Annotated in this window: 24 protein-coding genes; 16 read left to right on the forward strand and 8 right to left on the reverse strand. The window is 63.8% G+C overall.

The window, feature by feature from the left end:
- Positions 1-2 precede the first annotated feature (2 nt).
- Positions 3-632 (reverse strand): SCO family protein, encoded by a 630-nt coding sequence (locus tag EU803_RS09435; RefSeq protein ID WP_129682128.1) that lies wholly within the window; start codon positions 630-632, stop codon positions 3-5.
- A gap of 88 nt (positions 633-720) precedes the next feature.
- Here EU803_RS09435 and EU803_RS09440 point away from each other — a divergent pair, with 88 nt between their 5' ends.
- From EU803_RS09440 to EU803_RS09490, 11 genes are all read left to right on the forward strand, one after another.
- Entirely contained in the window at positions 721-2106 is a 1386-nt protein-coding gene (locus EU803_RS09440) for a sensor histidine kinase RegB (protein ID WP_129682748.1), read from the forward strand.
- 79 nt (positions 2107-2185) lie between these two features.
- Positions 2186-3784 (forward strand): PAS-domain containing protein, encoded by a 1599-nt coding sequence (locus EU803_RS09445; RefSeq protein ID WP_129682130.1) that lies wholly within the window; start codon positions 2186-2188, stop codon positions 3782-3784.
- Between the two features lie 40 nt (positions 3785-3824).
- Positions 3825-4295 (forward strand): tRNA (adenosine(37)-N6)-threonylcarbamoyltransferase complex ATPase subunit type 1 TsaE, encoded by a 471-nt coding sequence (gene tsaE / locus EU803_RS09450; RefSeq protein WP_129682132.1) that lies wholly within the window; start codon positions 3825-3827, stop codon positions 4293-4295.
- Entirely contained in the window at positions 4282-5241 is a 960-nt protein-coding gene (locus tag EU803_RS09455; RefSeq protein WP_129682134.1) for a phosphotransferase, read from the forward strand. Before tsaE ends, EU803_RS09455 begins: the two co-directional genes overlap by 14 nt.
- Complete coding sequence (locus EU803_RS09460; protein ID WP_129682136.1) at positions 5238-5924, forward strand: nucleotidyltransferase family protein; 687 nt, start codon at positions 5238-5240, stop codon at positions 5922-5924. Before EU803_RS09455 ends, EU803_RS09460 begins: the two co-directional genes overlap by 4 nt.
- Complete coding sequence (addB, locus tag EU803_RS09465) at positions 5917-8868, forward strand: double-strand break repair protein AddB (protein WP_129682138.1); 2952 nt, start codon at positions 5917-5919, stop codon at positions 8866-8868. The genes EU803_RS09460 and addB overlap by 8 nt, the downstream gene beginning before the upstream one ends.
- Positions 8865-12248, forward strand: a complete 3384-nt coding sequence (gene addA, locus EU803_RS09470) for a double-strand break repair helicase AddA (RefSeq protein WP_129682140.1) — start codon at positions 8865-8867, stop codon at positions 12246-12248. Before addB ends, addA begins: the two co-directional genes overlap by 4 nt.
- Before the next feature lie 61 nt (positions 12249-12309).
- Entirely contained in the window at positions 12310-12630 is a 321-nt protein-coding gene (gene trxA / locus EU803_RS09475; protein WP_129682142.1) for a thioredoxin, read from the forward strand.
- A gap of 115 nt (positions 12631-12745) precedes the next feature.
- Positions 12746-13303, forward strand: coding sequence for an ATP-dependent protease subunit HslV (gene hslV / locus EU803_RS09480; protein WP_129682144.1), 558 nt, complete (start codon positions 12746-12748; stop codon positions 13301-13303).
- On the forward strand, positions 13300-14607 hold the full coding sequence (hslU, locus tag EU803_RS09485; protein WP_129682146.1) for an ATP-dependent protease ATPase subunit HslU: 1308 nt from the start codon (positions 13300-13302) through the stop codon (positions 14605-14607). Before hslV ends, hslU begins: the two co-directional genes overlap by 4 nt.
- Before the next feature lie 51 nt (positions 14608-14658).
- Positions 14659-15882 (forward strand): MFS transporter, encoded by a 1224-nt coding sequence (locus tag EU803_RS09490; RefSeq protein WP_129682147.1) that lies wholly within the window; start codon positions 14659-14661, stop codon positions 15880-15882.
- Here the strand turns inward: EU803_RS09490 and EU803_RS09495 are convergent.
- From EU803_RS09495 to EU803_RS09505, 3 genes are read right to left on the reverse strand one after another with little or no spacing between them, the layout of a single operon-like run.
- Positions 15865-16467: a Smr/MutS family protein gene (locus tag EU803_RS09495; protein WP_129682149.1), complete on the reverse strand. Its 603-nt coding sequence runs from the start codon at positions 16465-16467 to the stop codon at positions 15865-15867. The two genes, EU803_RS09490 and EU803_RS09495, sit on opposite strands and share 18 nt — an antisense overlap.
- Complete coding sequence (locus tag EU803_RS09500; protein ID WP_129682151.1) at positions 16467-17432, reverse strand: MltA domain-containing protein; 966 nt, start codon at positions 17430-17432, stop codon at positions 16467-16469. The genes EU803_RS09495 and EU803_RS09500 overlap by 1 nt, the downstream gene beginning before the upstream one ends.
- Before the next feature lie 42 nt (positions 17433-17474).
- Entirely contained in the window at positions 17475-18125 is a 651-nt protein-coding gene (locus EU803_RS09505; protein ID WP_129682153.1) for a Tim44/TimA family putative adaptor protein, read from the reverse strand.
- 104 nt (positions 18126-18229) lie between these two features.
- Between EU803_RS09505 and EU803_RS09510 the strand changes: the two genes are divergently transcribed.
- A complete protein-coding gene (locus tag EU803_RS09510) occupies positions 18230-18712 on the forward strand; it encodes an FxsA family protein (protein ID WP_129682155.1) in 483 nt (160 codons plus the stop codon).
- Positions 18713-18770: 58 nt separating this feature from the next.
- Positions 18771-19265: a protein-export chaperone SecB gene (secB, locus tag EU803_RS09515; RefSeq protein WP_129682157.1), complete on the forward strand. Its 495-nt coding sequence runs from the start codon at positions 18771-18773 to the stop codon at positions 19263-19265.
- 17 nt (positions 19266-19282) lie between these two features.
- Here the strand turns inward: secB and dnaQ are convergent, their stop codons facing one another.
- From dnaQ to EU803_RS09535, 4 genes are read right to left on the reverse strand one after another with little or no spacing between them, the layout of a single operon-like run.
- Positions 19283-20023 carry a DNA polymerase III subunit epsilon gene (dnaQ, locus tag EU803_RS09520; RefSeq protein ID WP_129682159.1) on the reverse strand — a complete coding sequence of 247 codons (741 nt, stop codon included), beginning with the start codon at positions 20021-20023 and terminating at the stop codon, positions 19283-19285.
- Positions 20016-20612, reverse strand: coding sequence for a dephospho-CoA kinase (gene coaE, locus EU803_RS09525; RefSeq protein WP_129682161.1), 597 nt, complete (start codon positions 20610-20612; stop codon positions 20016-20018). The genes dnaQ and coaE overlap by 8 nt, the downstream gene beginning before the upstream one ends.
- Positions 20609-21442, reverse strand: coding sequence for a shikimate dehydrogenase (locus tag EU803_RS09530; RefSeq protein ID WP_129682163.1), 834 nt, complete (start codon positions 21440-21442; stop codon positions 20609-20611). The genes coaE and EU803_RS09530 overlap by 4 nt, the downstream gene beginning before the upstream one ends.
- Positions 21439-22038: a nucleoside triphosphate pyrophosphatase gene (locus EU803_RS09535; RefSeq protein ID WP_129682165.1), complete on the reverse strand. Its 600-nt coding sequence runs from the start codon at positions 22036-22038 to the stop codon at positions 21439-21441. Before EU803_RS09535 ends, EU803_RS09530 begins: the two co-directional genes overlap by 4 nt.
- Positions 22039-22435: 397 nt before the next feature.
- On the opposite strand from EU803_RS09535, the gene hemJ reads away from it, so the two are divergent.
- From hemJ to mnmE, 3 genes are all read left to right on the forward strand, one after another.
- Positions 22436-22906 (forward strand): protoporphyrinogen oxidase HemJ, encoded by a 471-nt coding sequence (gene hemJ / locus EU803_RS09540; RefSeq protein WP_242494329.1) that lies wholly within the window; start codon positions 22436-22438, stop codon positions 22904-22906.
- A gap of 120 nt (positions 22907-23026) precedes the next feature.
- Positions 23027-24301, forward strand: coding sequence for a transcription termination factor Rho (rho, locus tag EU803_RS09545; protein ID WP_129682167.1), 1275 nt, complete (start codon positions 23027-23029; stop codon positions 24299-24301).
- Between the two features lie 24 nt (positions 24302-24325).
- Positions 24326-25600 (forward strand): tRNA uridine-5-carboxymethylaminomethyl(34) synthesis GTPase MnmE, encoded by a 1275-nt coding sequence (mnmE, locus tag EU803_RS09550; protein WP_129682169.1) that lies wholly within the window; start codon positions 24326-24328, stop codon positions 25598-25600.
- Position 25601 lies beyond the last annotated feature (1 nt).

Here is a 25601-nt window from a genome sequence, read left to right on the forward strand (position 1 = left end):
ATTCAGCTCGCCCCGGCAGCCGCGGCAAAGCAGGCGGTCCGCTCGGCGACGGCCTCGGCGCTGTCCTCACGTTTGAAGAAATCGACGACCCCATATCCGGGCAGGGCCAAGTAGGAAAAGGTCGAATGACTGACCAGATAGTATTCCGGATCACCGTCCGCCTCTTTCTGGTAGTAGGTCTTATAGGCGCGGGATGCGGCGGCAACCTGTTCGGGCGATCCGGTCAGACCAATCATCCGGTCATGGAAGTTGTAGGCATAGTCGCCAACCACCTCGGGCGTGTCCCGGTCCGGGTCGATCGAGATAAAGACCGGGGTCACGTCGATCCCGTTCTCTTCCAGAATATCGACGGCAAGGGCATTGCGCGCGTTGTCCAGCGGGCAAACATCCGGGCAGAAGGTATAGCCGAAATACAGGATCGTCGGGCCGGTGATGATGTCGGCATCCGTCACGGTCTGCCCCGCTGCGTTCACAAGTTCGAACGGCCCGCCAATCGCGCTGCCCGCGACCGCACCGCCGCCGCACTCCGCGAATTGGTCGCCCTGACGACCGGCCATGATCGCAATCCCCGTCCCCGCGATCAGCACGGCAAGGGACAGCGCCCCCCCAATAGCGATGAGTTTCCGGTCCATTGTCTGCTCCTCAAACTTGCGCCGCATTGATCGCGCCCCGCCCTGCGCATAACAATGCATCAGCTTGACGCAGACCGAAAGCCCGCCCATGGCCATGTCCGACCCGGCATTCCTACAGGACCGGACCCGCAGCAACTGGGTGCGGCTCAGAACCTTGGTGATCCTGCGCTGGATCGCGATTCTTGGGCAGATTGCGGCGCTGGTCGTCGCGGTTCACTTCTTCGATCTGGTGATCGAGGTGGGGTTCATCTCGATCGTCATCGGCGCCTCGATCCTCGCCAACCTGTTTTCAACCTTCCTTGCCCCCGGAAACCAGAAGCTGTCGGACCGCGATGCGACGCTCATGCTTCTGTTCGATCTCTTGCAACTGGGAATGCTCCTGCTGCTGACGGGCGGGCTGAACAATCCCTTTGCCCTGCTGGCGCTGGTCCCGGTGACGATTGCCGCCACCTTCCTGCCCTTGCGCTACATGGTCCTGATCGCTTCGGTTGCGATCCTGATGCTCTCCCTGCTCAGCCAGTTTCACTATCCGGTTCTGACCACAGCGGGCACAGAACTGCGGCTGCCCGGCCTGTTCTTGTTCGGCTTCTGGGTGTCGCTTCTGATCGGGGTTCTGTTTCTTGGGGTCTATGCCCGGCAGGTCACAAGCGAGATGCATTCCATGGGCGATGCCCTGCTGGCCACGCAAATGGCCCTTGCCCGCGAGCAGAAACTGACCGACCTCGGCGGCGTCGTGGCGGCCGCCGCACATGAACTGGGCACACCGCTGGCGACGATCAAACTGGTCAGCTCTGAGCTTCTGGACGAGGTGCAGGACAATCCGGAACTTGCCGAAGATCTGGCCCTGATCCGCAGTCAGGCCGACCGCTGCCGCGATATCCTGCGATCCATGGGGCGGGCCGGCAAGGACGATCTGCATATGCGGCGCGTCCCGCTTGAGGGCGTCATCAACGAGGCGGCAGAACCGCATTTGAACCGGGGCAAGGACATCATCGTGCGGGTATCCGACGAAACCGATCATCCGCAACGCCAGCCCGTCATCTGGCGGCGGCCGGAAATCATCCACGGGCTTCGGAACCTTGTGCAGAATGCTGTCGATTTCGCGGAAAGTGCGGTCGAGGTCGAAACAAGCTGGGACGCCGATACCGTTTCCATCCGGATCAGCGATGATGGCCCCGGCTTTCCGACCTCGGTCATCGGACGTATCGGCGATCCTTTCGTCCGGCGGCGGCGCAGCGGCGAAGACGCGGAACGGCGGCCCGGATACGAGGGCATGGGACTGGGTCTGTTCATCGCCAAGACCCTGCTTGAACGTTCCGGTGCAGAGCTGTCGTTTTCCAACGGCGGGGCGCGGGCGCTGGGCCGGGCCGGCGGCGGAGCGATCGTTGCCGTCAGATGGCCGCGGGACAGCGTCGATCCGGGCAGGGATGACGGGCACGGCCCCCTTGGTGACAACAGGCAGATCGAAATCTGACGGCTGTTCCGCCGCTTAACCCCCCGTTAACCAAAGTAACGCACCTTCTGGTTCCAATTGTTCATATTGGAGCCCGATCATGGTTCTTTCCGAAAATATGCAACTGATCTTTGTCGCCGTCGTTTCGCTTCTCGCGGGCGGCGCGCTTCTGGCGTTCTTCTCGCGGCCCTCCACCTCGGATCGGGCAGTCGCGCGGGAATTCCTGACGCAGGCCGAATCGAACATCGCTTTCCTGTTCGACGATGTGGACCTTGTGGATGCCACGCCCGCCGCACAGACCCTGCTGCGGCGCCCTGCCGACACCCGCACCGATTGGGAGGCGTTCATCACCACCTTCGGCCCCCAGTTTCCGCACCTCAGGCGGCACCTGTCGACACTGGCCAAGGAGGGTCACAAGATCATCATCTCTCCGGACAGCCCCGATGTAAGGATCATCGCGGACTACTGGGACGGAATGGCCCGCCTTGTCTACGAAGACACTAGAACCGCAAGCGGGCGCGGGTTGGCCAATCAGGTGACCATCAAGGCCATCGAGGCCCAGATCGAATCCTTTCAGGCCATCGCCGAGGATTCGCCGATGCTCATCTGGAAAGAACATGAAGACGGGTCCATCGTCTGGGCGAACCGCGCCTATCTGTCCATGGCCGATGACCTGCGCGGGGCTGGAACCGGCGGGATAGCCGCCTGGCCGCCGCTCCGCATCTTCGACGATCTTGAGGCGCCGGAGAGTGAGGGCGCCCCCCTGACCCGGCGGACACCGGTTCACGGACCCGACCAGACCGATCCGACCTGGTTCGAGGTTACAAGCATCCGGCGCGAGACAGAGATCCTGCATTTCGCCGTCGACGCCTCTGCCATCGTCCGGGCCGAAGCGACCCAGCGCAGCTTTGTCGCGACTCTTGGCAAGACCTTTGCCGACCTGTCCATCGGGCTGGCGATCTTCGACCGGCATCGCAAGCTGATGACCTTCAACCCCGCGCTGATCGACCTGACCAATCTTTCCGTCGAATTCCTTAGCGCGCGGCCCACGGTCAATACGGTTCTGGACCGGCTGCGCGAGGCGCAGATGCTGCCAGAACCCAAGAACTACAAGACTTGGCGCGAAGAGATCGCGGCGCTGGAATCCGCCGCCAAGGACGGCAGCTATTTCGAGACATGGGAACTTCCCAACGGCCGGTCCTACCGGGTCACCGGACGGCCGCATCCGGATGGTGCCATTGCCTTTCTGTTCGAAGACATCAGCGCCGAAGTGTCCCTGACCCGCCGTTTCCGGTCCGAGATCGAACTTAGCCATGCGGTGTTGGATTCTCTGGACGAAGCGGTCGCGGTCTTCAACACCTCGGGGACGCTGACCATGTCCAACGGTGCCTATGCCCGTCTGTGGCACCGTCCGACCGAGGGGCTGACGGAAAGCGGCATTCTGGACGAAGCCCGCCAGTGGCAACAATCCTGCGCCCCGACACCTGTCTGGAGCGAGGTCTGCAACTTTGTCGGGCGGATCGGGGAACGCAGCGGCTGGGAGGAACTGGTGGTCATGAACGACGGCCGCCACTATGCCTGCAAGGTCTCTCCCTTGCCAGGCGGGGCCACGCTGGCGTCTTTCCGCCGGGTCCGCGACATGGCCCCGACCATCCATCATGCGCAGGGTTCCGACGCCCTCTTGCAGCAGAGCGTCTGACAGGGCTTGAAGGTCCGGGGCGAGGGCGTAGTCTGGGGCAATGCAGTTCCAGACAGGCCCCTATCCCCTTGCGACCGAAGCTGAGACCGAAGCCCTTGCGCGGGGTTTCGCGGACATCCTGCACGCGGGCGATACCCTGCTTCTGGAAGGCGAGATCGGGGCCGGAAAATCCGCCTTTTCCCGCGCGCTGATCCGGGCCCGGCTTGGGCGGGACGAGGATGTTCCCTCCCCCACCTTCACGCTGGTCCAGACCTATGATGCCGGTGACGTCGACATCTGGCATTGCGATTTGTACCGGCTGTCCTCGCCTGAAGAGGCGCTGGAGCTGGGGCTGGACGAGGCCTTCACCTCTGCCATCTGCCTGATCGAATGGCCCGATCGCCTGGACGACCTCGCGCCTGAAACCGCGCTGACCCTGCGGTTCGAGGCGCTGGACAACGGCCACCGGGTCACGTTTCGCGGTCCGCAGGACTGGGCCGGCCGACTGGACAAGATCCTTGTCCGGGCGTGACGCGGCCCGCGAGGCCTTCCTCCGGATTGCGGGCTGGACACTTGACGGGGCTGCGCCGATCCCCGGCGACGCCTCGCGCCGAAGCTACCTTCGGCTGCGGCATGCCGAAGAAACCGCGATCCTGATGGATGCCCCGCCAGACACCGGCGAAGACACCCGTGCTTTCCACCGGATTGCCGATCATCTGCGGGGCCACGGGCTGTCCGCGCCGCGCATCATGGCGGCGGATCACGACGCCGGGTTCCTGCTTCTCGAAGATCTGGGGCCCGAACAGGTGGCCGACCATCTGTCCCGTCACCCGCAGGACGAGGTCGGGATCTACACCGCCATTGCCGATGTTCTTGTCCGGCTGCACGGATGCGCCCTCCCATCCGGTCTGCCGCGCATGACCCCGGAAACGGCGGCGGATATGCTCGATCCGTTCTTTGACCACGCGGCGCCGAATGCCCCAAGGGCAAAAATCCGGGCCGAGGTTCAGCACCTGTTCACCGCGCTTGCCGGACCCGCGCAGACCCTCTCGCTTCGGGATTTCCACGCTGAAAACCTGATCTGGCGACCGGATCGTTCGGGGCTGGACCGGATCGGGCTTCTTGATTTTCAGGACGCCTTTGTCGCGCCCGCGGCTTACGATCTCGTGTCGCTGCTGCGGGACGCGCGGCGCGATGTCGGGGTGGATGCCGAACGGGCCGTGATGGACCGGTTCGCTGTCGGAACGGGGAGGGACCAAGAACCCCTTGCCCGCGACGTCGCGCTTCTTTCGGTTCAGCGGAATCTACGGGTACTCGGCATCTTCGCGCGACTGATCCACGTGGATGGCAAGCCCCGCTACCGCGCCTTTGTCCCGCGCGTTCTTGCCCATGTCCGGCGCGATCTGACCCACCCGTCGCTCGACCGGCTATGCCATCTGGTTCAGGATCACCTAGACCTCGAAGGACAGATGACATGACCCCGGACGCCGTCCTGTTCTTCGCGGCCGGGCTGGGCACCCGGATGCGGCCATTGACCGACACCCGCCCCAAGCCGCTGATCCCGGTCGGCGATACCACGCTGATCGACCACGCAATCGACCTTGCCGATCAGGCCGGCGTCCGGACCAAGGTCACCAATGTCCACTACCTTGCCGATCAGCTGGAGCAGCACCTTGCCCGGCGCGACATCACCATATCGGATGAACGGGCGCGGCTTTTGGAAACCGGCGGCGGGCTGCGGCACGCGCTTCCGCTGCTGCCACCCGGCCCGATCTTCACGATGAACACCGATGCTGTCTGGACCGGCGCCAACCCCTTTGCGCAACTGCGTGACCATTGGGACCCCGCAAGGATGGACGCGCTGTTGCTGCTGGTGCCGCCCGAAAACGCGATTGGCCATGTCGCAGGCGGCGATTTCCTGTCCGATGACGGGCGGCTGACGCGCGGACCGGGCCACATCTATTCGGGCGCGCAGATCATCGACCCCGCCGGACTGCACGATATCGCCGAGGAGGCCTTTTCCCTCAACCTGCTTTGGGACAGGATGATCGCCCGTGGGCGTCTGTTCGGGATCGTCCACGACGGAACATGGTGCGATGTCGGGCGGCCCGAAGGCCTGCCGCTGGCCGAGAAGATCTTGAAGGGCCCGAGGAATGTTTGAACCGACAGACAGACCAAGGGTGTTTGGGCTGGCCCCCGGCGTCGACTTTGGCAAGGCCGTGGTTGATGGGCTTCTGGACCGCACACGCACCCAGCCACCCGAGGCGCTGGCCCGGGTCGAGGTTTTCGTGAACACCCGCCGAATGGCGCGGCGCATGCAAGCGGTCTTCGGACCAGAGCGCGCGCGGCTTTTGCCCCGAATCCGACTGGTCACCGATCTGTCCCAAAGCCCCGTCGCGGCGGACATCCCCCCGGCGGTCGCGCCGCTGCGACGACGTCTGGAACTGACCCAGCTTGTGGCCAAGCTTCTTGAGCAGGATCCCGACATCGCGCCCCGGGCTGCGCTGTTCGACCTATCCGACAGCCTTGCGGGATTGCTTGATGAAATGCATGGCGAGTGCGTTTCGCCCGAAGCGCTCGAGGCGCTTGATGTCTCGGACCTGTCGGAACATTGGGACAGGTCGCTGAAGTTCCTGCGCATCGCCCGGCAGTTTTTCGGGTCTCAGGCGACCGCACCCGATCAAGAGGCGCGTCAGCGGCTGGTGGTGGAACGGCTGGTCGCCGATTGGGCGCAATCCCCACCAGACCATCCCGTTGTCATCGCGGGCTCGACCGGGTCGCGTGGCGCAACCGCCTTGCTGATGGAGGCGGTCGCGCGGTTGCCACAGGGCGCCGTGATTCTTCCCGGCTTCGATTTCGACATGCCTGCGCAGATCTGGGACCGGATGGCACAACCGGATGGATTCGAGGATCACCCGCAATACCGGTTCAAGCGGTTGATGGACGGGCTGGACCTGCGTCCGCAGGACGTCACGCCGTGGTCCGATGCCACCGCGCCCGATCCCGCCCGCAACAGGCTCTTGTCCCTCGCGCTGCGGCCTGCGCCGGTCACCGATGGGTGGCGGCAGGATGGCCCGGGTCTGGGCGACATGGGGTCGGCAACCCGGGCGCTTAGCCTGCTTCAGGCCCCGTCGCCCCGGATGGAGGCCGAAACCATCGCCCTGCGTCTGCGTGCAGCCGTTGAGGACGGCAAGACCGCGGCCCTGATTACCCCCGACCGGACCCTGACCCGGCAGGTGGCCGCGGCGCTGGACCGCTGGAACATCACCCCCGACGACAGCGCGGGCCAGCCGCTGCACCTGTCGCCGCCGGGGCGGTTTCTGCGGCATGTGGCCGATCTTCTGGTCGGGCCGGTGACCGCTGAAACCCTGCTGGTGCTGTTGAAACATCCGCTGGCCGCCACAGGCAGTTCCGACAGGGGGCCGCACCTTCGGCTTGCCCGAGAACTGGAGCTGCACCTGCGCCGTCACGGTCCACCCTTCCCGACGGGCGATACCCTGCGGCGCTGGGCGCAAAAGACCGACCCGGAGGGCGGGGAACAGACCGGCTGGGCCACATGGCTGGCCGGGTGTCTGGACGGGATCCAACAGGTCGATCTGCCGTCTTCCTTGCCCGAACTACTGGCGCTGCACCGCGCCACCGCCGAACGGTTCGCCGCCGGGCCGGGGGCAGGGGGATCAGGCGCGCTCTGGGCCGAGGCGGCTGGCCGCGAGGCGCTGAAATGCGTCTCTAACCTTGCGGAAGTGGCCGATGCCTCCGGGCCGGTCAGCCTGCGCGACTATCAATCCTTGTTCAACGCGATCCTGTCCAAAGGAGAGGTGCGCAACCCCGATACCGGCCATCCGCAGGTCCTGTTCTGGGGCACGCTCGAGGCGCGGGTGCAAAGCGCGGACCTCGTCATTCTCGCCGGGTTGAACGATGGGACATGGCCCGCCGCGCCCGGCCCCGACCCCTGGCTGAACCGCCGGATGCGAGCCGACGCCGGGCTGTTGCTGCCCGAACGGCGGATCGGCCTTTCGGCGCATGATTTCCAACAGGCCGCGGCCGGACCAGAGGTCTGGCTGAGCAGGTCGGTCCGGTCGGACGAGGCCGAAACCATCCCCTCCCGCTGGCTCAACCGTCTGACCAACCTGCTGAACGGCCTGACCGAAACGGGCGGCCCTGACGCATTCAAGGCCATGCAGGCCCGCGGTGACATCTGGCTGGCCCAAGCTGCGAAACTGCAAGAGCCCGAGGCCCGCACCGACCCCGCGCACCGGCCATCCCCACGCCCGCCTGTCGCGGACCGCCCGCGCGAGATTTCCGTCACGCAGGTGAAGACGCTGGTGCGCGACCCCTATGCGATCTACGCGCGGGACATCCTTGGGCTGAAACCGGTCGATCCGCTGGTGCCCGAACCCGACGCCCCCCTGCGCGGCATCCTGATCCACGAGGTCATGGAACGGTTCATCTTCGACGGACCCGACCCAGCCGACCTCGGCGCGCGTGATGCGCTGATGCAGATCGCCCGCGCCGTCTTTGCCGAAGGGTGCCCCTGGCCGACGATCCGCCAGCTTTGGATCGCGCGGTTCGACAATGTGGTCGACAGTTTCCTGGAGGACGAGGTGCAGCGCCGCGCCCTTGCCACCCCCGCCCAGCGCGAAGCGACGGGTCAGATCGACGTTCCCGGCGTCAATGTCCGGCTCAAGGCGCGGGCGGACCGGATCGACCGGACGCCGGACGGCGGGCTGTTCATCTACGACTACAAGACAGGCAACCCCCCCAGCAAAAGCCAACAGCTGACGTTCGACAAACAGCTTTTGCTTCAGGCCGCCATGGCCGCGCGCGGGGCCTTTGCGCAGGTTGGCGCCGCGCCGACGAAAGGGGCCGCTTTCATCGGCCTCGGGTCCGATCCAAAGGTCGTCCCGGCGCCGCTTGACGATGAATCCCCCGATGACACCTGGGACGGGCTGGTTGACCTTCTGTCCAAATGGCAGCGACAAGGCCGGGGATACAGCGCCCGCATGGCGATGGAGAAATCGGACGACAAAAGCGACTATGACCACCTGTCCCGTTACGGCGAATGGTCCGATGCCGACGACGTAACGCCGGAGGATCTGACATGACCGGCTGGAACGAGGCAACGATCCGCCAGATCGAGGCAGCAGACCCCGAACGTTCCACTTGGCTGACCGCCAATGCCGGATCGGGCAAGACCCGCGTTCTGACCAACCGTGTGGCGCGGTTGCTGCTGAACGGGGTGTCGCCGCAAAACATCCTGTGCCTGACCTATACCAAGGCCGCGGCAAGCGAGATGCAGAACCGCCTGTTCGAAAGCCTCGGCAAATGGGCGATGAAGGACGATGGCGCGCTGAACGCAGACCTGAGGGATCTTGGTGTCGGCCGCGTGATGTCCCCCGAAGATCTGGCCCACGCCCGCACCCTGTTTGCCAAGGCCATCGAAACGCCGGGCGGGCTGAAGATCCAGACGATCCACTCCTTCTGTTCGTCCATCCTGCGGCGCTTCCCGCTCGAGGCCGGGGTCAGCCCCGCCTTTGCCGAGATGGAAGACCGCGACGCGGAGCGGTTGCGGATGGAGGTGCTCGATCAGATGGCCGAGGGGTCGGAAGCGCCGGTCCTGCTGTCCGTTCTTGGCGCGCTGACCGATCAGACCCTGCCGAAACTACTGGCCGAAATCATGCGCTGGCAGGATGCGTTCAGCGCGGATGTGACAGATGAGTTGATTGCGGGCTGGTTCGGCCTGACCCCAAGCGCAACATCCGAAGAGGCCCTGAATATCGCCTTCATCGGTGGTGAAAAGGCGCTTGCCGAGGAGATCGCCGAGATCGCCGCAGGCACAACAAAAACCTACAAGGACTTCGCCGCCTCCTTGCTTGATGCCGTATCCGGCCCGCTGGATCTGGCTGCGCTCAACGCGCTTTTCGGCTTGCTCCTCTACGCCACCGACAAGACTTCCAAGTCGCGGAACTTCCCCCAGTCAAAGCACACGAAGGCCGTTGCAGCGTTTGAGCCGGTCATCGATGACCTTCACGCATGGATGGACCGGACTGAAGCGGCCTTGCAGCACCTCCGCGCTGTGAACGCCTACACCCAAACCCGCGCCCTCTACGACTTTGCGCGCGCTTTCATCCCCGCCTACGAGGCACGGAAACTGGCACGCGGGGTGCTCGATTTTGACGATCTGATCCGCAAGACCCGCGCGCTGCTGACCGAACGGGCCGTGGCCCAATGGGTTCTGTTCAAACTGGACGGCGGGATTGACCATATCCTTGTCGACGAGGCGCAGGACACCAGCCCCGTGCAATGGGATGTCATCCGCGCGCTGGCCGATGAATTCGGCAGCGGCAGCGACGGGCGCGACCGGACCATCTTTGTCGTCGGCGACAAGAAGCAATCCATCTATTCCTTCCAGGGCGCGGACCCGGACGAGCTGGACCGGATGCAGGCCCATTTCGAGGAAGAGCTGGACCGGGCCGGAAAGCAGCTCCGCCCCGAGACCCTGCAATTCTCCTTCCGCTCGGCCGTCGCGATCCTTGGCCTTGTGGACCAGACCTTCAAAGGGGATTGGGCCGAAGGGGTCGACCGCGACATCTTTCACCGCGCCTTCAAGGATGACATGCCCGGGCGCGTCGATCTTTGGCCGATCGTCGACCCACCGGAAAAGCCGGAACAGGGGAAATGGACCGACCCGGTCGACCGCCAGTCGCCCGACGCCGCCGACGTGGTGTTGGCCCGAAATGTCGCCAGCACCATCAAGTCGATGATCGGACAGCCGATCCCCTCGGAAATAGGCAACACCGGAACCTTTGAACTGCGCCCGATCACCGAAGGCGACATCATGGTTCTGGTGCAACGGCGCAGCGCCCTGTTTTCCAACATCATCAAGGAATGCAAATCGCTGGGGCTGCGGGTTGCCGGGGCGGACCGGCTGAAACTGAACGCGGAACTGGCTGTCAAGGATATCCTTGCCCTCCTGCGGTTTCTGGCCCTGCCCGAGGACAGCCTGTCGCTGGCCGCCGCGTTGAAATCGCCGCTGTTTGGCTGGACCGAACAACAGCTTTTCACGCTGGCCAAGGGGCGGCCAAAGGGGCGGCACCTGTGGCAGGTTCTGCGCGAACGGTCCGCGGATCACGCCCAGACCTTTGCCATCCTGACCGACCTGCGCAGACAGGCCGACTTCCTGCGGCCCTACGACCTGATCGCCCGGGCGCTGACCCGACACCGGGGGCGGCAGAGCCTGATCGCCCGTCTGGGGGATGAGGCCGAGGACGGGATCGACGCGCTCTTGTCCAAGGCGTTGGCCTATGAACGGGGCAACACGCCCAGCCTGACCGGCTTTCTTGCCTGGATCGACGGGGACGAGGAAGACATCAAACGGCAGATGGACAGCGCCGGGGACCGGCTGCGAGTGATGACCGTGCATGGGTCCAAGGGGCTGGAGGCTCCCATCGTGATCTTGCCCGACACCGCCGACCGCGAGATTCGCGATCGCGGCCAGCTTTTGCCAACCGGCACCGGCGGTATTGTCTGGCGGCCCAAGACCGATGCCTTCCCCGCTGTGCTTGACCCGCTGAAAGAGGCGACCCGCGCCGCCGAGGAGCGGGAACGCCGCCGCCTTCTCTATGTTGCCATGACCCGGGCCGAGAAATGGCTGATCGTCGCGGCGGCGGGCAAATCCGTGCAAGGCAGCGGCGGCTGGCACGATATGGTCTCCGCGGCTTTCGGACGCGACGGGATCGCCACCATCGACATCGACACCCCGGCAGGCCCGGGCAGGCGGCATCAGACCGGCGATTGGGACGGGTTGCCCCGGGCCGAGCCCCGCGAACCGTCGGGCGGCCAAGACATTGCCCATGCAGCCTTCCCCCCGCTGGACGACACCCCGATCCCTGCAAAACCCCTGTCGCCCTCTGATCTGGGGGGTGCCAAGGTGCTTGCCGCCGAAACCGAGGGGCTGGACGAGGACACGGCCAAGCTGCGGGGCACCCTGATCCACCGGCTTCTGGAACATCTTCCCGCGCTCGCCCCCGACCGGCGGGGCGCTGTCGGGCAGGCGATCATCGACGCAGAGCCCGATGCGGTGCTGGTGCCCGACGCCGCCGACCTGATCGGTATGGTGATCCGCCTTCTGGAAGATCCGGACCTGTCCGCGCTTTTCGGCGCTGATGCCCTGTCCGAGGTCGAGGTGGTGGCAACCCTTCCCGAACTGGGCGGTCGGCAGATCCGGGGGGCGATCGACCTGCTGATCGTCGGGCCGGACCGGGTGCGGGTGATCGACTTCAAATCCAACAGGGTGGTTCCGAACAGCTCCGCAGAGGTGCCCGAAGGCCTCATGCGGCAAATGGGGGCTTATGTCGCCGCGCTCCACCAGATTTATCCCGATAAGGTGATCGACCCCGCAATACTTTGGGTTTCTGCACAAAAATTGATGCCTTTGGAGGAAAGTGCCGTTACGGCGGCCCTTCTGCGCGCTGATGCACCTTGACCCTGTCCCGGCGCCTGCCTACCTTCCGCCCCCGACCCAAGTACGCAACTGGAGAAGCCCGATGGCAACCGTAGCAGTCACCGACGATACCTTTGACGCCGAAGTGCGTCAGTCCGACATCCCCGTGGTTGTCGATTTCTGGGCCGAATGGTGCGGCCCCTGCCGGATGATCGGCCCCGCCCTGGAAGAAATCTCGGAAGAGATGGCCGGCAAGATCAAGGTGGTGAAGGTCAACGTCGACGAAAACCCGATGTCCCCGTCGCAGCTTGGCGTGCGCGGCATTCCAGCGCTCTTCGTCTTCAAGGATGGCGAGGTTGTCGCCAACAAGGCCGGCGCTGCCCCCAAGGCCGCCCTGTCCGACTGGATCAGCTCCTCCATCTGATCGCGGCCAGATCACTTGCGAAAGGGCGCCCCTGTGGCGCCCTTTTTCGTTGCGCCGGTTGCGGGATTGTCCGACCGCCGCCATATAGGGCGGGAACAAACGAAGGGCCAAAGCGATGTCGAAAGAAGAGTTTCCCGGTTGGCACGGCACCACGATCATCGGGGTGCGCAAGGGCGGCAAGGTGGTCATCGCCGGTGACGGGCAGGTCAGCCTTGGCCAGACCGTGATCAAGGGAACCGCCCGCAAGGTCCGCCGCTTGTCGCCCGGTGGGCATGATGTGGTTGCCGGGTTTGCCGGGTCCACTGCCGATGCCTTTACCCTTCTTGAACGGCTGGAAAAGAAGCTTGAATCGACGCCGGGCCAGCTTGCCCGCGCCAGCGTTGAACTGGCCAAGGACTGGCGCACCGACAAATACCTGCAAAAGCTCGAGGCGATGCTGATCGTCACCGACGGGTCCGAGCTTTTGGTGATTACCGGCGCGGGCGATGTTCTGGAACCGGAACATGACATCGCGGCAATCGGATCGGGCGGCAACTACGCGCTCGCCGCCGGGCGCGCCCTGATGGACAGCGACCACGACGCCGAAACCATCGCGCGCAAGGCCATGGCCATCGCCGCCGACATTTGTGTCTACACTAACGGCAACCTGACCGTGGAAAGCCTTTCGAAATGACCGACCTGACCCCCCGCGAAATCGTCTCGGAACTCGACCGTTTCATTATCGGCCAGAAGGATGCGAAACGGGCCGTGGCCGTGGCGCTGCGCAACCGTTGGCGGCGCAAGCAGTTGGGCGACGACCTGCGCGACGAGGTCTATCCCAAGAACATCCTGATGATCGGGCCGACCGGTGTCGGCAAGACCGAGATCAGCCGCCGTCTGGCGAAACTCGCCCGCGCCCCCTTCATCAAGGTCGAAGCGACGAAATTCACCGAAGTGGGCTATGTCGGCCGCGACGTGGAACAGATCATCCGCGATCTGGTCGATGTGGCGATCCTTGATACCCGCGAACACATGCGCGACGAGGTGAAGGCCAACGCCCAGCAGGCCGCCGAAGAGCGGGTCATCGACGCGATCGCAGGCGACGCCGCCCGCGAAAGCACACGCGAGGCATTTCGCAAGAAACTTCGGTCGGGCGAGCTGGACAACACCATCATCGAGCTTGAGGTGCAGGATCAGTCCGGCCCGTCTGGCGGCTTCGAGATTCCGGGCCAGCCGGGGGCAGGGATGCCGGGCATGATGAATCTGGGCGAGCTTTTCGGCAAAGCTTTCCAGCGGACCGTGCGCAAGAAACTGACCGTCGCCGAAAGCTATGACGTGCTGATCAGCGAAGAGGCCGACAAGCTTCTGGACGACGATGCGGTGAAGAAGGCCGCGCTGGAAGCCGTCGAACAGAACGGAATCGTGTTCCTGGACGAGATCGACAAGGTTTGCGCCCGGGCCGAGGCGCGCGGTGCCGATGTCAGCCGCGAAGGGGTGCAGCGCGATCTGTTGCCGCTGGTCGAAGGCACCACCGTCAGCACCAAATACGGGCCGGTCAAGACCGACCATGTCCTGTTCATCGCGTCGGGCGCCTTCCATGTCGCCAAGCCGTCAGACCTGTTGCCGGAACTTCAGGGCCGCCTGCCGATCCGGGTCGAACTGCGGGCCCTGACCGAGGATGATTTCGTCCGCATCCTGACCGAAACCGACAACGCCCTGACCCGGCAATACACCGCGCTCATGGGCACTGAAGACGTGCTGGTCGCCTTCACCGAGGATGGGATCAAGGCGCTGGCCCATATCGCGGCCGAGGTCAACGAGAGCGTTGAAAACATCGGCGCGCGGCGGCTTTACACTGTCATGGAGCGGGTGTTCGAGGATCTGTCCTTCACCGCGCCCGACCGGGGTGGGGAAACCATCAAGGTCGATGCCGATTTCGTCGAAGAACACCTTGGCGAACTCAGCCGGTCAACGGATGTAAGCCGCTACGTCCTCTGACCCTTTTCAAGGCTCCGCTTTCGGCGCAATGTGGCGCCGAAAGGCAGGGCCATGGATACACTCCGCTTCATCCGCGAAAACGCGCCCTGGCTTGCCGCCGGGGCGCTTTTGTCGTTCCTGTCGTCCTTCGGGCAGACCTTCTTCATCTCGATCTTCGCGGGCGAAATTCGCGATACTTTCGGCCTCAGCCACGGCCAGTGGGGCGGCATCTACACGCTGGGCACCACCGCCTCGGCGATCGCGATGGTCTTCGCGGGCGGGCTGGCCGACAGGTTCCGGGTCCGGGTCGTGGGCGTCTTCGTCCTTCTGTTCTTCGCCTTGGCCTGCCTCGCCATGGCGCTCAACTGGTCGGCGCTTCTCTTGCCGGTGGTGATCTTTGCCCTGCGGTTCGGCGGGCAGGGGATGTCGACGCATCTGTCGATGGTTGCCATGGCGCGCTGGTTCGTCGCGACCCGGGGCCGGGCGCTGGCCATCGCCTCGATGGGGTTCGCGCTGGGCGAGGCGACACTGCCGGTCACGATCGTCTGGCTGAAGGGTTATTTCGACTGGCGGCTGATCTGGACCGGCGCCGCGATCTTCCTTGTCGTCGTCATTCCGGTCCTGCTTCTCCTCCTGCGGACCGAACGCACCCCCGCCGCCGATATCGAGGCCAACAGCGCCCCCGGCATGGACAACCGGCACTGGACCCGGAAAGAGGCGCTGACCTCGCCGCTGTTTTTCGCCCTTGTCCCAGCGCTGATCTTCTTTCCCGCCTTCGGCACGGCCTTCTGGTTCCAGCAGGTCCATTTTGCCGAGATCAAGGGCTGGGAACACCTGTCGCTTGTCGCGGTCTTTCCGCTGGGGACGCTGACGCTGACCTTTTCCACGGTCCTTTACGGGTTCGGGATCGACAGGTTCGGCGCGGTGCGGCTTCTGCCGATCTACCTCTTGCCACTGATCGCCGCCTTCACCCTTCACGCCCTGACGACCACTGTCTTCTGGACGGCGGTCGGGGTGATCCTGATGGGGCTTGCCGGTGGCGGGCAGGCGACCCTGCTTTCGGCCTGCTGGGCAGAGCTGTTCGGAACCCGAAATCTCGGTTCAATCAAGGCGGGAATCGCGGCTGTCATGGTCTTTGGGTCCGCCATCGGGCCGGGGCTGTCCGGGTGGATGATCGACCTTGGGATCGGGTTCGAGCGGCAGCTTCTGGGCTATGCCGCCTGCTTCGCCCTTGCCGGAATTGCGATGGTGCATCCGGTGCGCAGCGCGCGGCGGCGGCTATCGCCCGCGACGTAGATACACGTAATAGGCCCCGTTGCCGCCATGCCGGATATGGGCCGGGGTAATCTGAAGCACCGCGTTGCGCAGGGGTGGCAGGTGCAGCCATTGCGGCACCTGATGACGTAGAACCCCGAACCGGGTCGGGATCGGCCCGCCGTCGTCGCGGTCCTTGCCTTTTCCGGTGATCACCAGAACCAGGCGACACCCGTCGGCATGGGCGCCAAGGATGAACGACACCAGCGCCGGATGCGCCTCGGCCACGGTCATCCCGTGCAGGTCGATCCGCGCCTCGGGCGACAGCTTGCCCCGCTTCATCCGGACATGCTGCTTCGCGTCCATCTGAACGGGTGCGCGGGCCAGATGCTGGGCAATTCCGGGCTGAAGATCGTGACCCGGGGACGTTTGGCCTGCCTTCTGGCCAAGCTGGAAAGGCTCGATATCCGGAAAGTCCTTTGGTGCCGGCGCTTTTTTCGGCTTCTTCGACAGACCTTCCAGCGGCTCCGGCCTGTCGCGCGTCCCGTCGTGCATCGGTTTGGCGCGGCGGGCGACCATGTCCCACAACGCACGCTCCTCGGGTGACAGGTGCCGGGGCCTGCGCATCAGTCCAGCCCTTCGGCGATCCGGGCGGCCATGGCCCGGGGCAAAAGGACAACCATCCGCCCGCCCGCATTGGTCCGGCCCGCGGCCTGTCCGGCGGCATCCCCGGTGCCGAAAAAGATATCGGCCCGCTGCGCGCCCTTGATCGCCGATCCGACATCCTGTGCAACCATCAGACGGTTCATGGCGTCCTTGCCTTGTGTTTCGATCCAGACCGGCGCCCCCAATGGCACATAGTCCGGGTCCACGGCAACCGTCCGGCCCCCCGTAACCGGCTTGCCCAGCGCGCCGATGGGGCCATCGTCCGGGTCGATCCCCTCCAGAAGCCGAAAGAAGACATAGGATGGATTGTGCCAAAGCAGGCCCTGGCCCTCGTCCGGCCTTGCCCGGACCCAGTCCTTGATCGCCTGGGCAGAGACCTGATCCGCGGTGAAAACACCCCGCCGGACAAGCTCTTGCCCGACCGAGGCGTAGGGATGGCCATTACGCCCCGCATATCCGACCCGGACAACCGCCCCATCCGGGAACCTGATCCGCCCCGACCCCTGTACCTGAAGAAAGAACCGGTCAACAGGGTCGGCCAGCCACAGCAACTCCTGCCCGGCCAGCGCATCGCCCTCTTCGATCTCCTGCCGGGTCAGCCAGGGGCCATCGGGCAGATCGTTGGGAAGCACATGAATCGGGTGCGGAAAATCCGTGCTGCGAACCGGGCTGCCCAACAGTTCAGGCTCATAATATCCGGTGAAATGGGCAGGGTTGCCATCGTCGATCAGGACCGGACACAGCGCGTTTTCAAGATGGGCGCGGGCGGTCCCGCCGGAGCGCATTCCCCGCGTGGCCTCTGCCCAGTCCGGCCCCGTCAGGGCATCGGACGTTCGGCCAAACGCCGCCAGCGCGGCGGCGTGATCATCCTCTGCCCAGCCGGTCAGGTCCGAAAACTTCAGAACGTGATAGCGGACAGCGGCCATGCCAGCCCTCTTGCGCTGCGCCCGACCGCCCCCGCGCCCGGATCAATCCCCGGTGGCGACAAGGATCCAGTTCGGATCGTCGGACCCCATCACGCGCGAGAAGGTCCAGACGTCCTTCTGCCGCTTGGGCGTGGTCGCGTTGCCCTCGATCACATCGCCCGCCGCATCGCGCACCTGATAGGTCAGTTCGCCCATGAAACGGACAGTCACATCGGCTTCGCGGCTGGCCTCGTCAAACTCCACCTCGGTGATGGCAATGTCCGACACGCCGATGAATTCGGATTCGATGGTCAGGCCGCGCTGGGCCCGGTCTTCGACCACATCCGCAAAGGCTTCGTAGATCTCGGCCGAGATGAAAGGCTGCACGCTGGCCAGATCGCCATGTTCAAACGCCATCAGGATCATTTCATAGGCACCGCGCGCGCCCTGCACGAAATCGCCGACGACAAAGTCGCCATCGACCCGTTTCATCGCCGCCAGCGCCTTTGCGGCATCGCTGCCTTCTGGGACATTGTCCACGATATCGCGGTCCGGGCCGCCCTCGATCACCTCGAACCCCGGATTGCGGCGGCGTTCAATGGTGACGGGCGGTTTTTCAAACCCTTCGCGCGTCCCAAGGACGCTCCGCAGCTTCAGGATCAGGAACACGGCGATACCGGCCAGAACCAAAAGCTGTATGATAGGTGCGTTCATTTGGACCTCTTGAACAGGAAGGGCTTCGTTTACATCTGCGATTGGACTTATGTATGTCAGCCCCCCAATCAAGTCCACACACGGGCTGGAAAGGAAATCATCCCATGTGGCTCCTTGTTGTCTTCATCCTCGTCCCGCTGATCGAGATCGCGCTGTTCATCAACGTCGGTGGGGCAATCGGGCTGTGGCCGACATTGGCGATTGTGGTGATCACGGCGGTGATCGGGTCAAATCTTGTGCGCAGTCAGGGCGCGCGCGAGATGTCGCGACTGAAACAATCCTTCAACGACCTGAACGATCCGACCGAACCGTTGGCCAATGGGGCGATGATCCTGTTTGCCGGGGCGCTTCTGCTGACCCCGGGGTTCTTCACTGATGCGGTCGGCTTTGCCCTTCTGGTGCCCCCCGTTCGGGCCGCCGCCTTTCGCTGGGTCCGCCAACGTGTGAATGTCGTCGAATTCGGCACGCCCCGGCCGCAGCACCCGCAGCGCGCCGATGTCATCGACGGGGATTTCGAAGTGGTCGACGATGGCCCCCGGAAACCCTCTGGCTGGACCCGGCCGGATGACGGGCCGCACGGGCATTGAGCCTTCTGCCGCTGGCTGATAGGAACGGCTGGAAATTTTTTGCAGGAGCATGGAACCCATGGCCGAAAACGAAACCGCCGGCGCCGCCCCGACCGCCGAGCAGCCGAAAGTGACCTCGAAGATCCTCGCGCAGTACGTGCGCGACATGTCGTTCGAAAACATCCTCGCCCAGAAGGGCGCGCAGGGTGAGGTTCAGCCGCAGCTTGCGGTGAAGGTGAACCTTGATGCCCGCAAGCGCGGTGAAAACCAATACGAGGTGATCACCAAGCTGACCGTGACCTCGAACAACAAATCCGACCAAAGCCCGCTGTTCCTGCTCGAGATGGAATATGCCGGTCTGTTCCACATCGACGGCCTGCCGGAAGAACAGCTTCACCCCTATCTGCTGATCGAATGCCCGCGCATGACCTTCCCCTTCCTGCGCCGCGTGGTCAGCGACGTGACCCGCGACGGGGGCTTCCCGCCGGTCAACCTCGACACCATCGATTTTCTGGCGCTGTATCGTCAGGAACTTGCCCGTCGGGTCGAAGAACAGAAGGCCAAGGCCAACTGATCGACTTTGGGGCGGCGTCAGCCGCCCTTTTTCCACAGTGCGCCGTCGCCCAATGCCTCGACAAACGCGGCATGGGCGGCGGCTTCTTTTTCCGTGATCCGCGAAGGCAGGGGATTGGGGCGCTTGTAGGCCCGCCAGGCCCCGCCGCCAGCCGACGCATCCGACCGGCCGCCTTGCTGTGGTGTCGCCTGAAGCGCGAAATCCGGCTGCCGTCCGCCAATCAGCTCCAGATAGACATCGGCAAGGATCTCACTGTCCAGAAGCGCGCCGTGCAGGGTCCGCGATGAATTGTCGATGCCGAACCGGCGGCAGAGCGCATCAAGGGACGCCGGAGACCCCGGAAACCGGCGCCGCGCAATGGCCAGCGTATCCACCGCCCGTTCCCAGGCAATCTCGGGCAGGCCGATCCACTTCAGCTCGGCATTCAGGAACTTCATGTCGAAGGCCGCGTTGTGGATCACCAGCTTTGCATCGCCAATGAAGTCCAAAAACGCCTGTCCGACCGCCTTGAACACCGGCTTGTCGCGCAGGATGACCGCGCCGGGCTTTGGCTCTTCCGGCGGTTCCAGCAGGTCGGGGCCAATCCCATGCACCTCAAACGCCTCACGGGGCATGGACCGTTCCGGGTTGATGTATTGGTGATAGGTTCGGCCCGTGGGCATATGCCCCACCAGCTCGATCGCCCCGATCTCGACGATCCGGTCACCGGATTCCGGGTCAAACCCCGTGGTTTCGGTATCCAGAACGATCTCACGCATGGCTGGGCCTCTTCCCCCTGATCTCGGCAATCAGGTCTCGCACGGCAGCGCGGGTGCTGTCGAGGGTCAGGGTCTCGATCAGATGATCGGCGCGGGCGCGTTTTTCCGCATCCGGCATTTGCCGGGCAAGAATGGTTTCCAGCTGCGCCTCGGTCATCCCGGGACGGTCCAGCACGCGGGCGCGCTGCACCTCTGCCGGGGCGGTGACCACCAGAACGCTGTCCAGCCAGCTGTCCGCGCCGGTTTCGAACAGAAGGGGAATGTCAAAGACAAGGATGTCCGCCGTTTCGGTCTCGCGAAATCGTGCCCTGTCCGCCGCGACCAGCGGGTGCACGATCTGCTCCAACAACTTCAGAATGCCCGCGTCCCGCGCGATCATCGCCTTCAGCGCATCGCGGGACACCGCGCCATCCACCACCGCATCCGGCAGCGCGACCGCCACCGGCGCGACAGCCGCGCCGCCCTTGGCATAGATCCTGTGCACCGCCGCGTCGGCGTCCCAAACAGGGAACCCCTCGTCGCGGAACATCTGGGCCGTCGTCGACTTGCCCATGCCAATGGACCCGGTCAGCCCAAGAAGCCAGCTCATCCCAGCACCGCGGCGCGGGTGTTCACATCCACCTCGGGCCGGACACCGAACCAGCGTTCAAACCCCGGCACGCCCTGATGCAACAGCATGCCCAGCCCGTCGACGGTGATGCAGCCCGCCGCATCGGCGGCCTCCAACAGCTTGGTCCGCAGTGGGGCATAAACGATATCCGTGACGACTGTTCCGGGGCGCAGCCCGTCCAGCGGCACCCGGAATTCCGGCGCGCCGACCATGCCAAGGGATGTCGTATTGACGACCGTCGCGGCCTGTTCCATCGCGTTTCCGGCCTTGACCCAGTCGACGACGCGCACCTTCTTTCCAAAGGCCGCGCGCAATTCGTCCGCCTTGGGGCGGGTGCGGTTGGTCAGGATGATGTCCATCGCGCCCGCTTCCATCAGGGCGACGATAACAGCCCGCGCGGCACCGCCCGCGCCAAGAACCAGCGCCGGACCGGCATTGGGTTTCCACCCCGGCGCGCCTTGCTTCAGGTTTTCCAGAAATCCGTAACCGTCTGTATTATCGGCATGAATCTTGCCATCCGCCCGGAACGTCAGCGTATTCGCCGCCCCGATCAATGTGGCCCGGTCGGTGATCTGATCGGCGATCTCCAGCGCGGCCACCTTATGCGGGATGGTGATGTTCACCCCCCGAAACCCCATCTTCGGCAGGGTTCGCAGCACGGTCTCAAGGTCATCCGGTTCCACGTGCAGCGGGACATAATGCCCCGCGATCCCGTAGGTCCGCAGCCAATGGCCGTGCAGACGCGGGGATTTCGAATGGGCGATGGGCGCGCCGATAACACCGGCAAGGGGGATCTTATGGTCACTCATGACGGCAATGTTCCGCGAAGCGAGAGGTAAGACAAGAGTTCCAAGAGCGGCAGACCCAGAACGGTGAAATAATCCCCGTCCACGCGGGCGAACAGCCGGGCGCCTTCCTCCTCGAGCTTATATCCGCCGACACTGTGGCGAATGCTGTCCCAGTTCCGATCCACATAATCGGCCAGATAGGCGTCGGACAGGCTCCGCATCGTCAGACGCACCTTCCCGACAAACCGCCACTGCGGCTCTGCCTCTACATAGATCACCGCGGCGGACAGCAGCTCGTGGGTCTTGCCGCGCATCGCCTGCAGTTGCGAAAGGGCCTCCTCGGGCGTCCGCGGCTTTGACAGGATCGTCCCGTCGAAGGCCAGCACCTGATCGCAACCGATGACCAGCGCCTCGGGATGTTTGCCGGCGATCTTCCGGGCCTTCATCTCGGCCAGCGCATCCGCGATATCGCGCGGCTTGGCTCCTTCCGCCAGAAGCGCGGACTTGATCGCCTCTTCATCCACGCGCCCGGGGATCACCTCGAAGTTCACGCCGGCGTTCCGCAGCAGCGTGGCCCGGATTTCAGAACCAGATGCCAGGATGATACGGTCAGTCATGTGGATAATCCTGCGGGTAAGCCTTTGGGCAATCATCGGGATGGTTCTGTGACTTCTAGGGCCGCATGGGTCCAAGTGCAATTTCGCTGTTCAAACGGCAGAGTCACCAATGGGTTTTCCACGGTGGGAAAGGACAAGTCGGGGGATGTGGACGAATCCGGTGTCCGAGGCGAGTCAAGATAGCTTCTTTTGTCTTTGCGTTTTCCATAGGTGATTAAACCTATGAAAATATTAGTAAAACTGATCCCCCGGAAAACCCAATACCCTCCACCACGGTTAACAAACGTGGGACAACTCAGGGGAAAACTTGGGAAACACGGCTTATCCCCACCCCAAACAACATCATCTTTCTTTTCTTTATCTTTTATATTTTAAGAAGGGCAGACAGGGGGACCTCATGATCGCATTGAAAGACTGGATCATTGATCTGCTGATCGCCGGTTATCCCTGGATCAAATCCCTGCACATCATCTCTGTCATTTCATGGATGGCGGGAATGTTCTACCTGCCGCGTCTGTTCGTCTATCACGCCGAACGGGCGACGGTTGGGTCAGAACTGGACCAGACCTTCCAGATCATGGAACAGAAATTGCTGCGGGTGATCATGAACCCGGCGATGATCGCGACATGGATCTTTGGTCTTTGCCTTGTGTTCACACCGGGGATCGTGGACTGGTCTCAGCCTTGGCCCTGGGTCAAGGCCTTCGCCGTGATCGTGATGACCTGGGCGCATCACTGGCTGGCCCTGCGGCGCAAGGAATTTGCCGCTGGCACCAACACCCGGACCGGCCGGACCTACCGCCTGATCAACGAAGTGCCGACACTGATGATGTTCCTGATCGTCTTCTCCGTCGTGGTGAAATACTGACCCAAGATTGACAGGGCTTGCGCGCCTGCCTATGTGGGACGTGCCCTGCCGTCCGGTGGGGAGGATTCCATACCCATTTCCAGCATGATCAGCCCCCGAGGCTGTCAAAGGCCGTATTCCATGTCCCAGCACCGTCTGAACCTCGCCGATCTGAAGGCCCAAAGCCCCAAGGATCTTTTGTCGCTCGCCGAAGAGTTGGAGATCGAGAACGCCTCGACCATGCGCAAGGGCGACATGATGTTCTCGATCTTGCGGGAACGCGCGGACGAGGATTGGATCATCGGCGGCGATGGGGTGCTCGAGGTGCTTCAGGACGGGTTCGGGTTCCTCCGCTCGCCGGAAGCCAACTATCTTCCGGGCCCGGATGACATCTACGTCAGCCCCGAGATGATCAAGCAATACAGCCTGCGTACCGGCGACACGGTCGAAGGCGTGATCAAGGAACCCAACGACAGCGAGCGTTATTTCGCGCTGGTCACAGTTGAATCGATCAACTTCGAAGACCCGGAAAAAGCCCGGCACAAGGTCGCCTTTGACAACCTGACCCCGCTTTATCCCGATGAGCGCCTGAAGATGGAGATCGAAGACGATCCGACCATCAAGGACCGCTCGGCCCGGATTATCGACCTTGTCGCGCCGATCGGCAAAGGCCAGCGATCGCTGATCGTGGCGCCGCCGCGTACCGGTAAGACCGTTCTGTTGCAGAACATCGCCCATTCGATCGCCCGGAACCATCCGGAATGCTATCTGATCGTGCTGCTGATCGACGAACGCCCGGAAGAAGTGACCGACATGCAGCGGTCTGTCCGGGGCGAGGTCGTCTCCTCGACCTTCGATGAGCCCGCATCGCGCCATGTGGCTGTGTCCGAAATGGTCATCGAAAAGGCCAAGCGGCTGGTCGAACACAAGCGCGACGTGGTAATCCTGCTCGACTCCATCACGCGCCTTGGCCGGGCCTTCAACACCACCGTCCCGTCCTCGGGTAAGGTTTTGACCGGTGGTGTGGACGCCAACGCCCTGCAGCGGCCCAAGCGGTTCTTTGGTGCCGCCCGGAACATCGAAGAGGGCGGATCGCTGACCATCATCGCGACCGCGCTGATCGACACCGGCAGCCGCATGGACGAGGTGATCTTCGAAGAATTCAAGGGCACCGGTAACTCTGAAATCGTTCTGGACCGCAAGGTCGCGGACAAGCGCGTCTTCCCGGCGATGGACATCCTCAAGTCCGGGACCCGGAAGGAAGACCTGCTTGTCGACAAGATCGACCTGCAGAAAACCTATGTCCTGCGCCGCATTCTGAACCCGATGGGCACCACCGATGCGATCGAATTCCTGATTTCCAAGCTGAAACAGACCAAGACCAACTCGGACTTCTTCGATTCAATGAACACCTGACCCGCGGGCCAAAGGGGGTTGGACATGGATACCATCTTTGCCCTGGCCTCTGCGCCGGGGAAAGCAGGCGTTGCGGTTCTGCGCGTGTCCGGGCCGGATGCGGTGTCCGGGGTCGGGCGTCTGGTGCGGGATTTGCCGGAACGGGGGCTTCGGACCGTTCGGGATTTCGACGACGAACCGGTTGATCAGGCGCTGGTCCTCACCTTCCCAAAGGGCCACAGCTTTACGGGCGAAGAGGTGGTCGAGCTGCATTTGCACGGCAGCCCGGCGATCACCGGCCGCGTCTTGCACCTTCTGTCGGACCTTCCTGGGTTACGTCAGGCCGAGGCGGGGGAGTTCACCCGCCGCGCCCTTGAAAATGGGCGACTAGACCTTGCCCAGGTTGAAGGGCTCGCCGATCTGATCGAGGCCGAGACAGAGGCGCAGCGGCGGCAGGCGATGCGCGTTCTCTCTGGTGCCTTGGGTGACAAGGCCGAAAGTTGGCGAACACGGCTTATCCGCGCCGCCGCCCTGATCGAAGCGACCATTGACTTCGCTGACGAGGAGGTTCCCGTCGATGTCTCGCCCGAAGTGCTGGACCTGATTGGCGCCGTTCAGGCCGAGATGCGGGCCGAGTCCGCCGGGGTCGCAGCGGCAGAGCGGGTTCGCGCCGGTTTCGAAGTGGCGATTGTCGGCGCGCCCAATGTCGGCAAATCCACCCTCCTGAATCGGCTGGCGGGGCGCGAAGCCGCGATCACCTCTGAAATCGCCGGAACCACGCGTGATGTGATCGAGGTCAAGATGGACCTGCGTGGGCTTCCTGTGACGTTCCTTGATACCGCGGGCTTGCGGGCGTCGGACGACGTGGTTGAAAAGATCGGCATCGACCGCGGGCTGGAACGGGCGCGGCTGGCCGACCTCCGCATCTATATGTTGGTGGACGGTGACCAACCACTACTTGATCTGGTCGATGGCGACATTGCCATTCAGGCCCGGGCCGACGAACGGAATCTGGCGGACGGGCTATCCGCCAAGACCGGGCAGGGGGTCGAACGCCTGATCGATCAGGTCACGGAAACCCTCTCGGGGCGGGTCGCCAATATCGGAATCGCCATGCGCGAACGGCATCGTATGGCAATGAACCGCGCCGCAGAGCACCTCGAGTCCGCTGAAAACCAGATCAGATCCGGGTCAGAAATGGCCGATCTGGTTGCCGAAGATCTGCGCAGCGCCGTCCGGGCGGTTGAATCTCTGGTCGGCAGGGTTGATGTAGAAGATCTCTTGGACGAAATCTTTTCGAGCTTTTGCATCGGGAAGTAAG

This window comes from Loktanella sp. IMCC34160 (assembly GCF_004145845.1).
Lineage (GTDB): Bacteria > Pseudomonadota > Alphaproteobacteria > Rhodobacterales > Rhodobacteraceae > SELP01.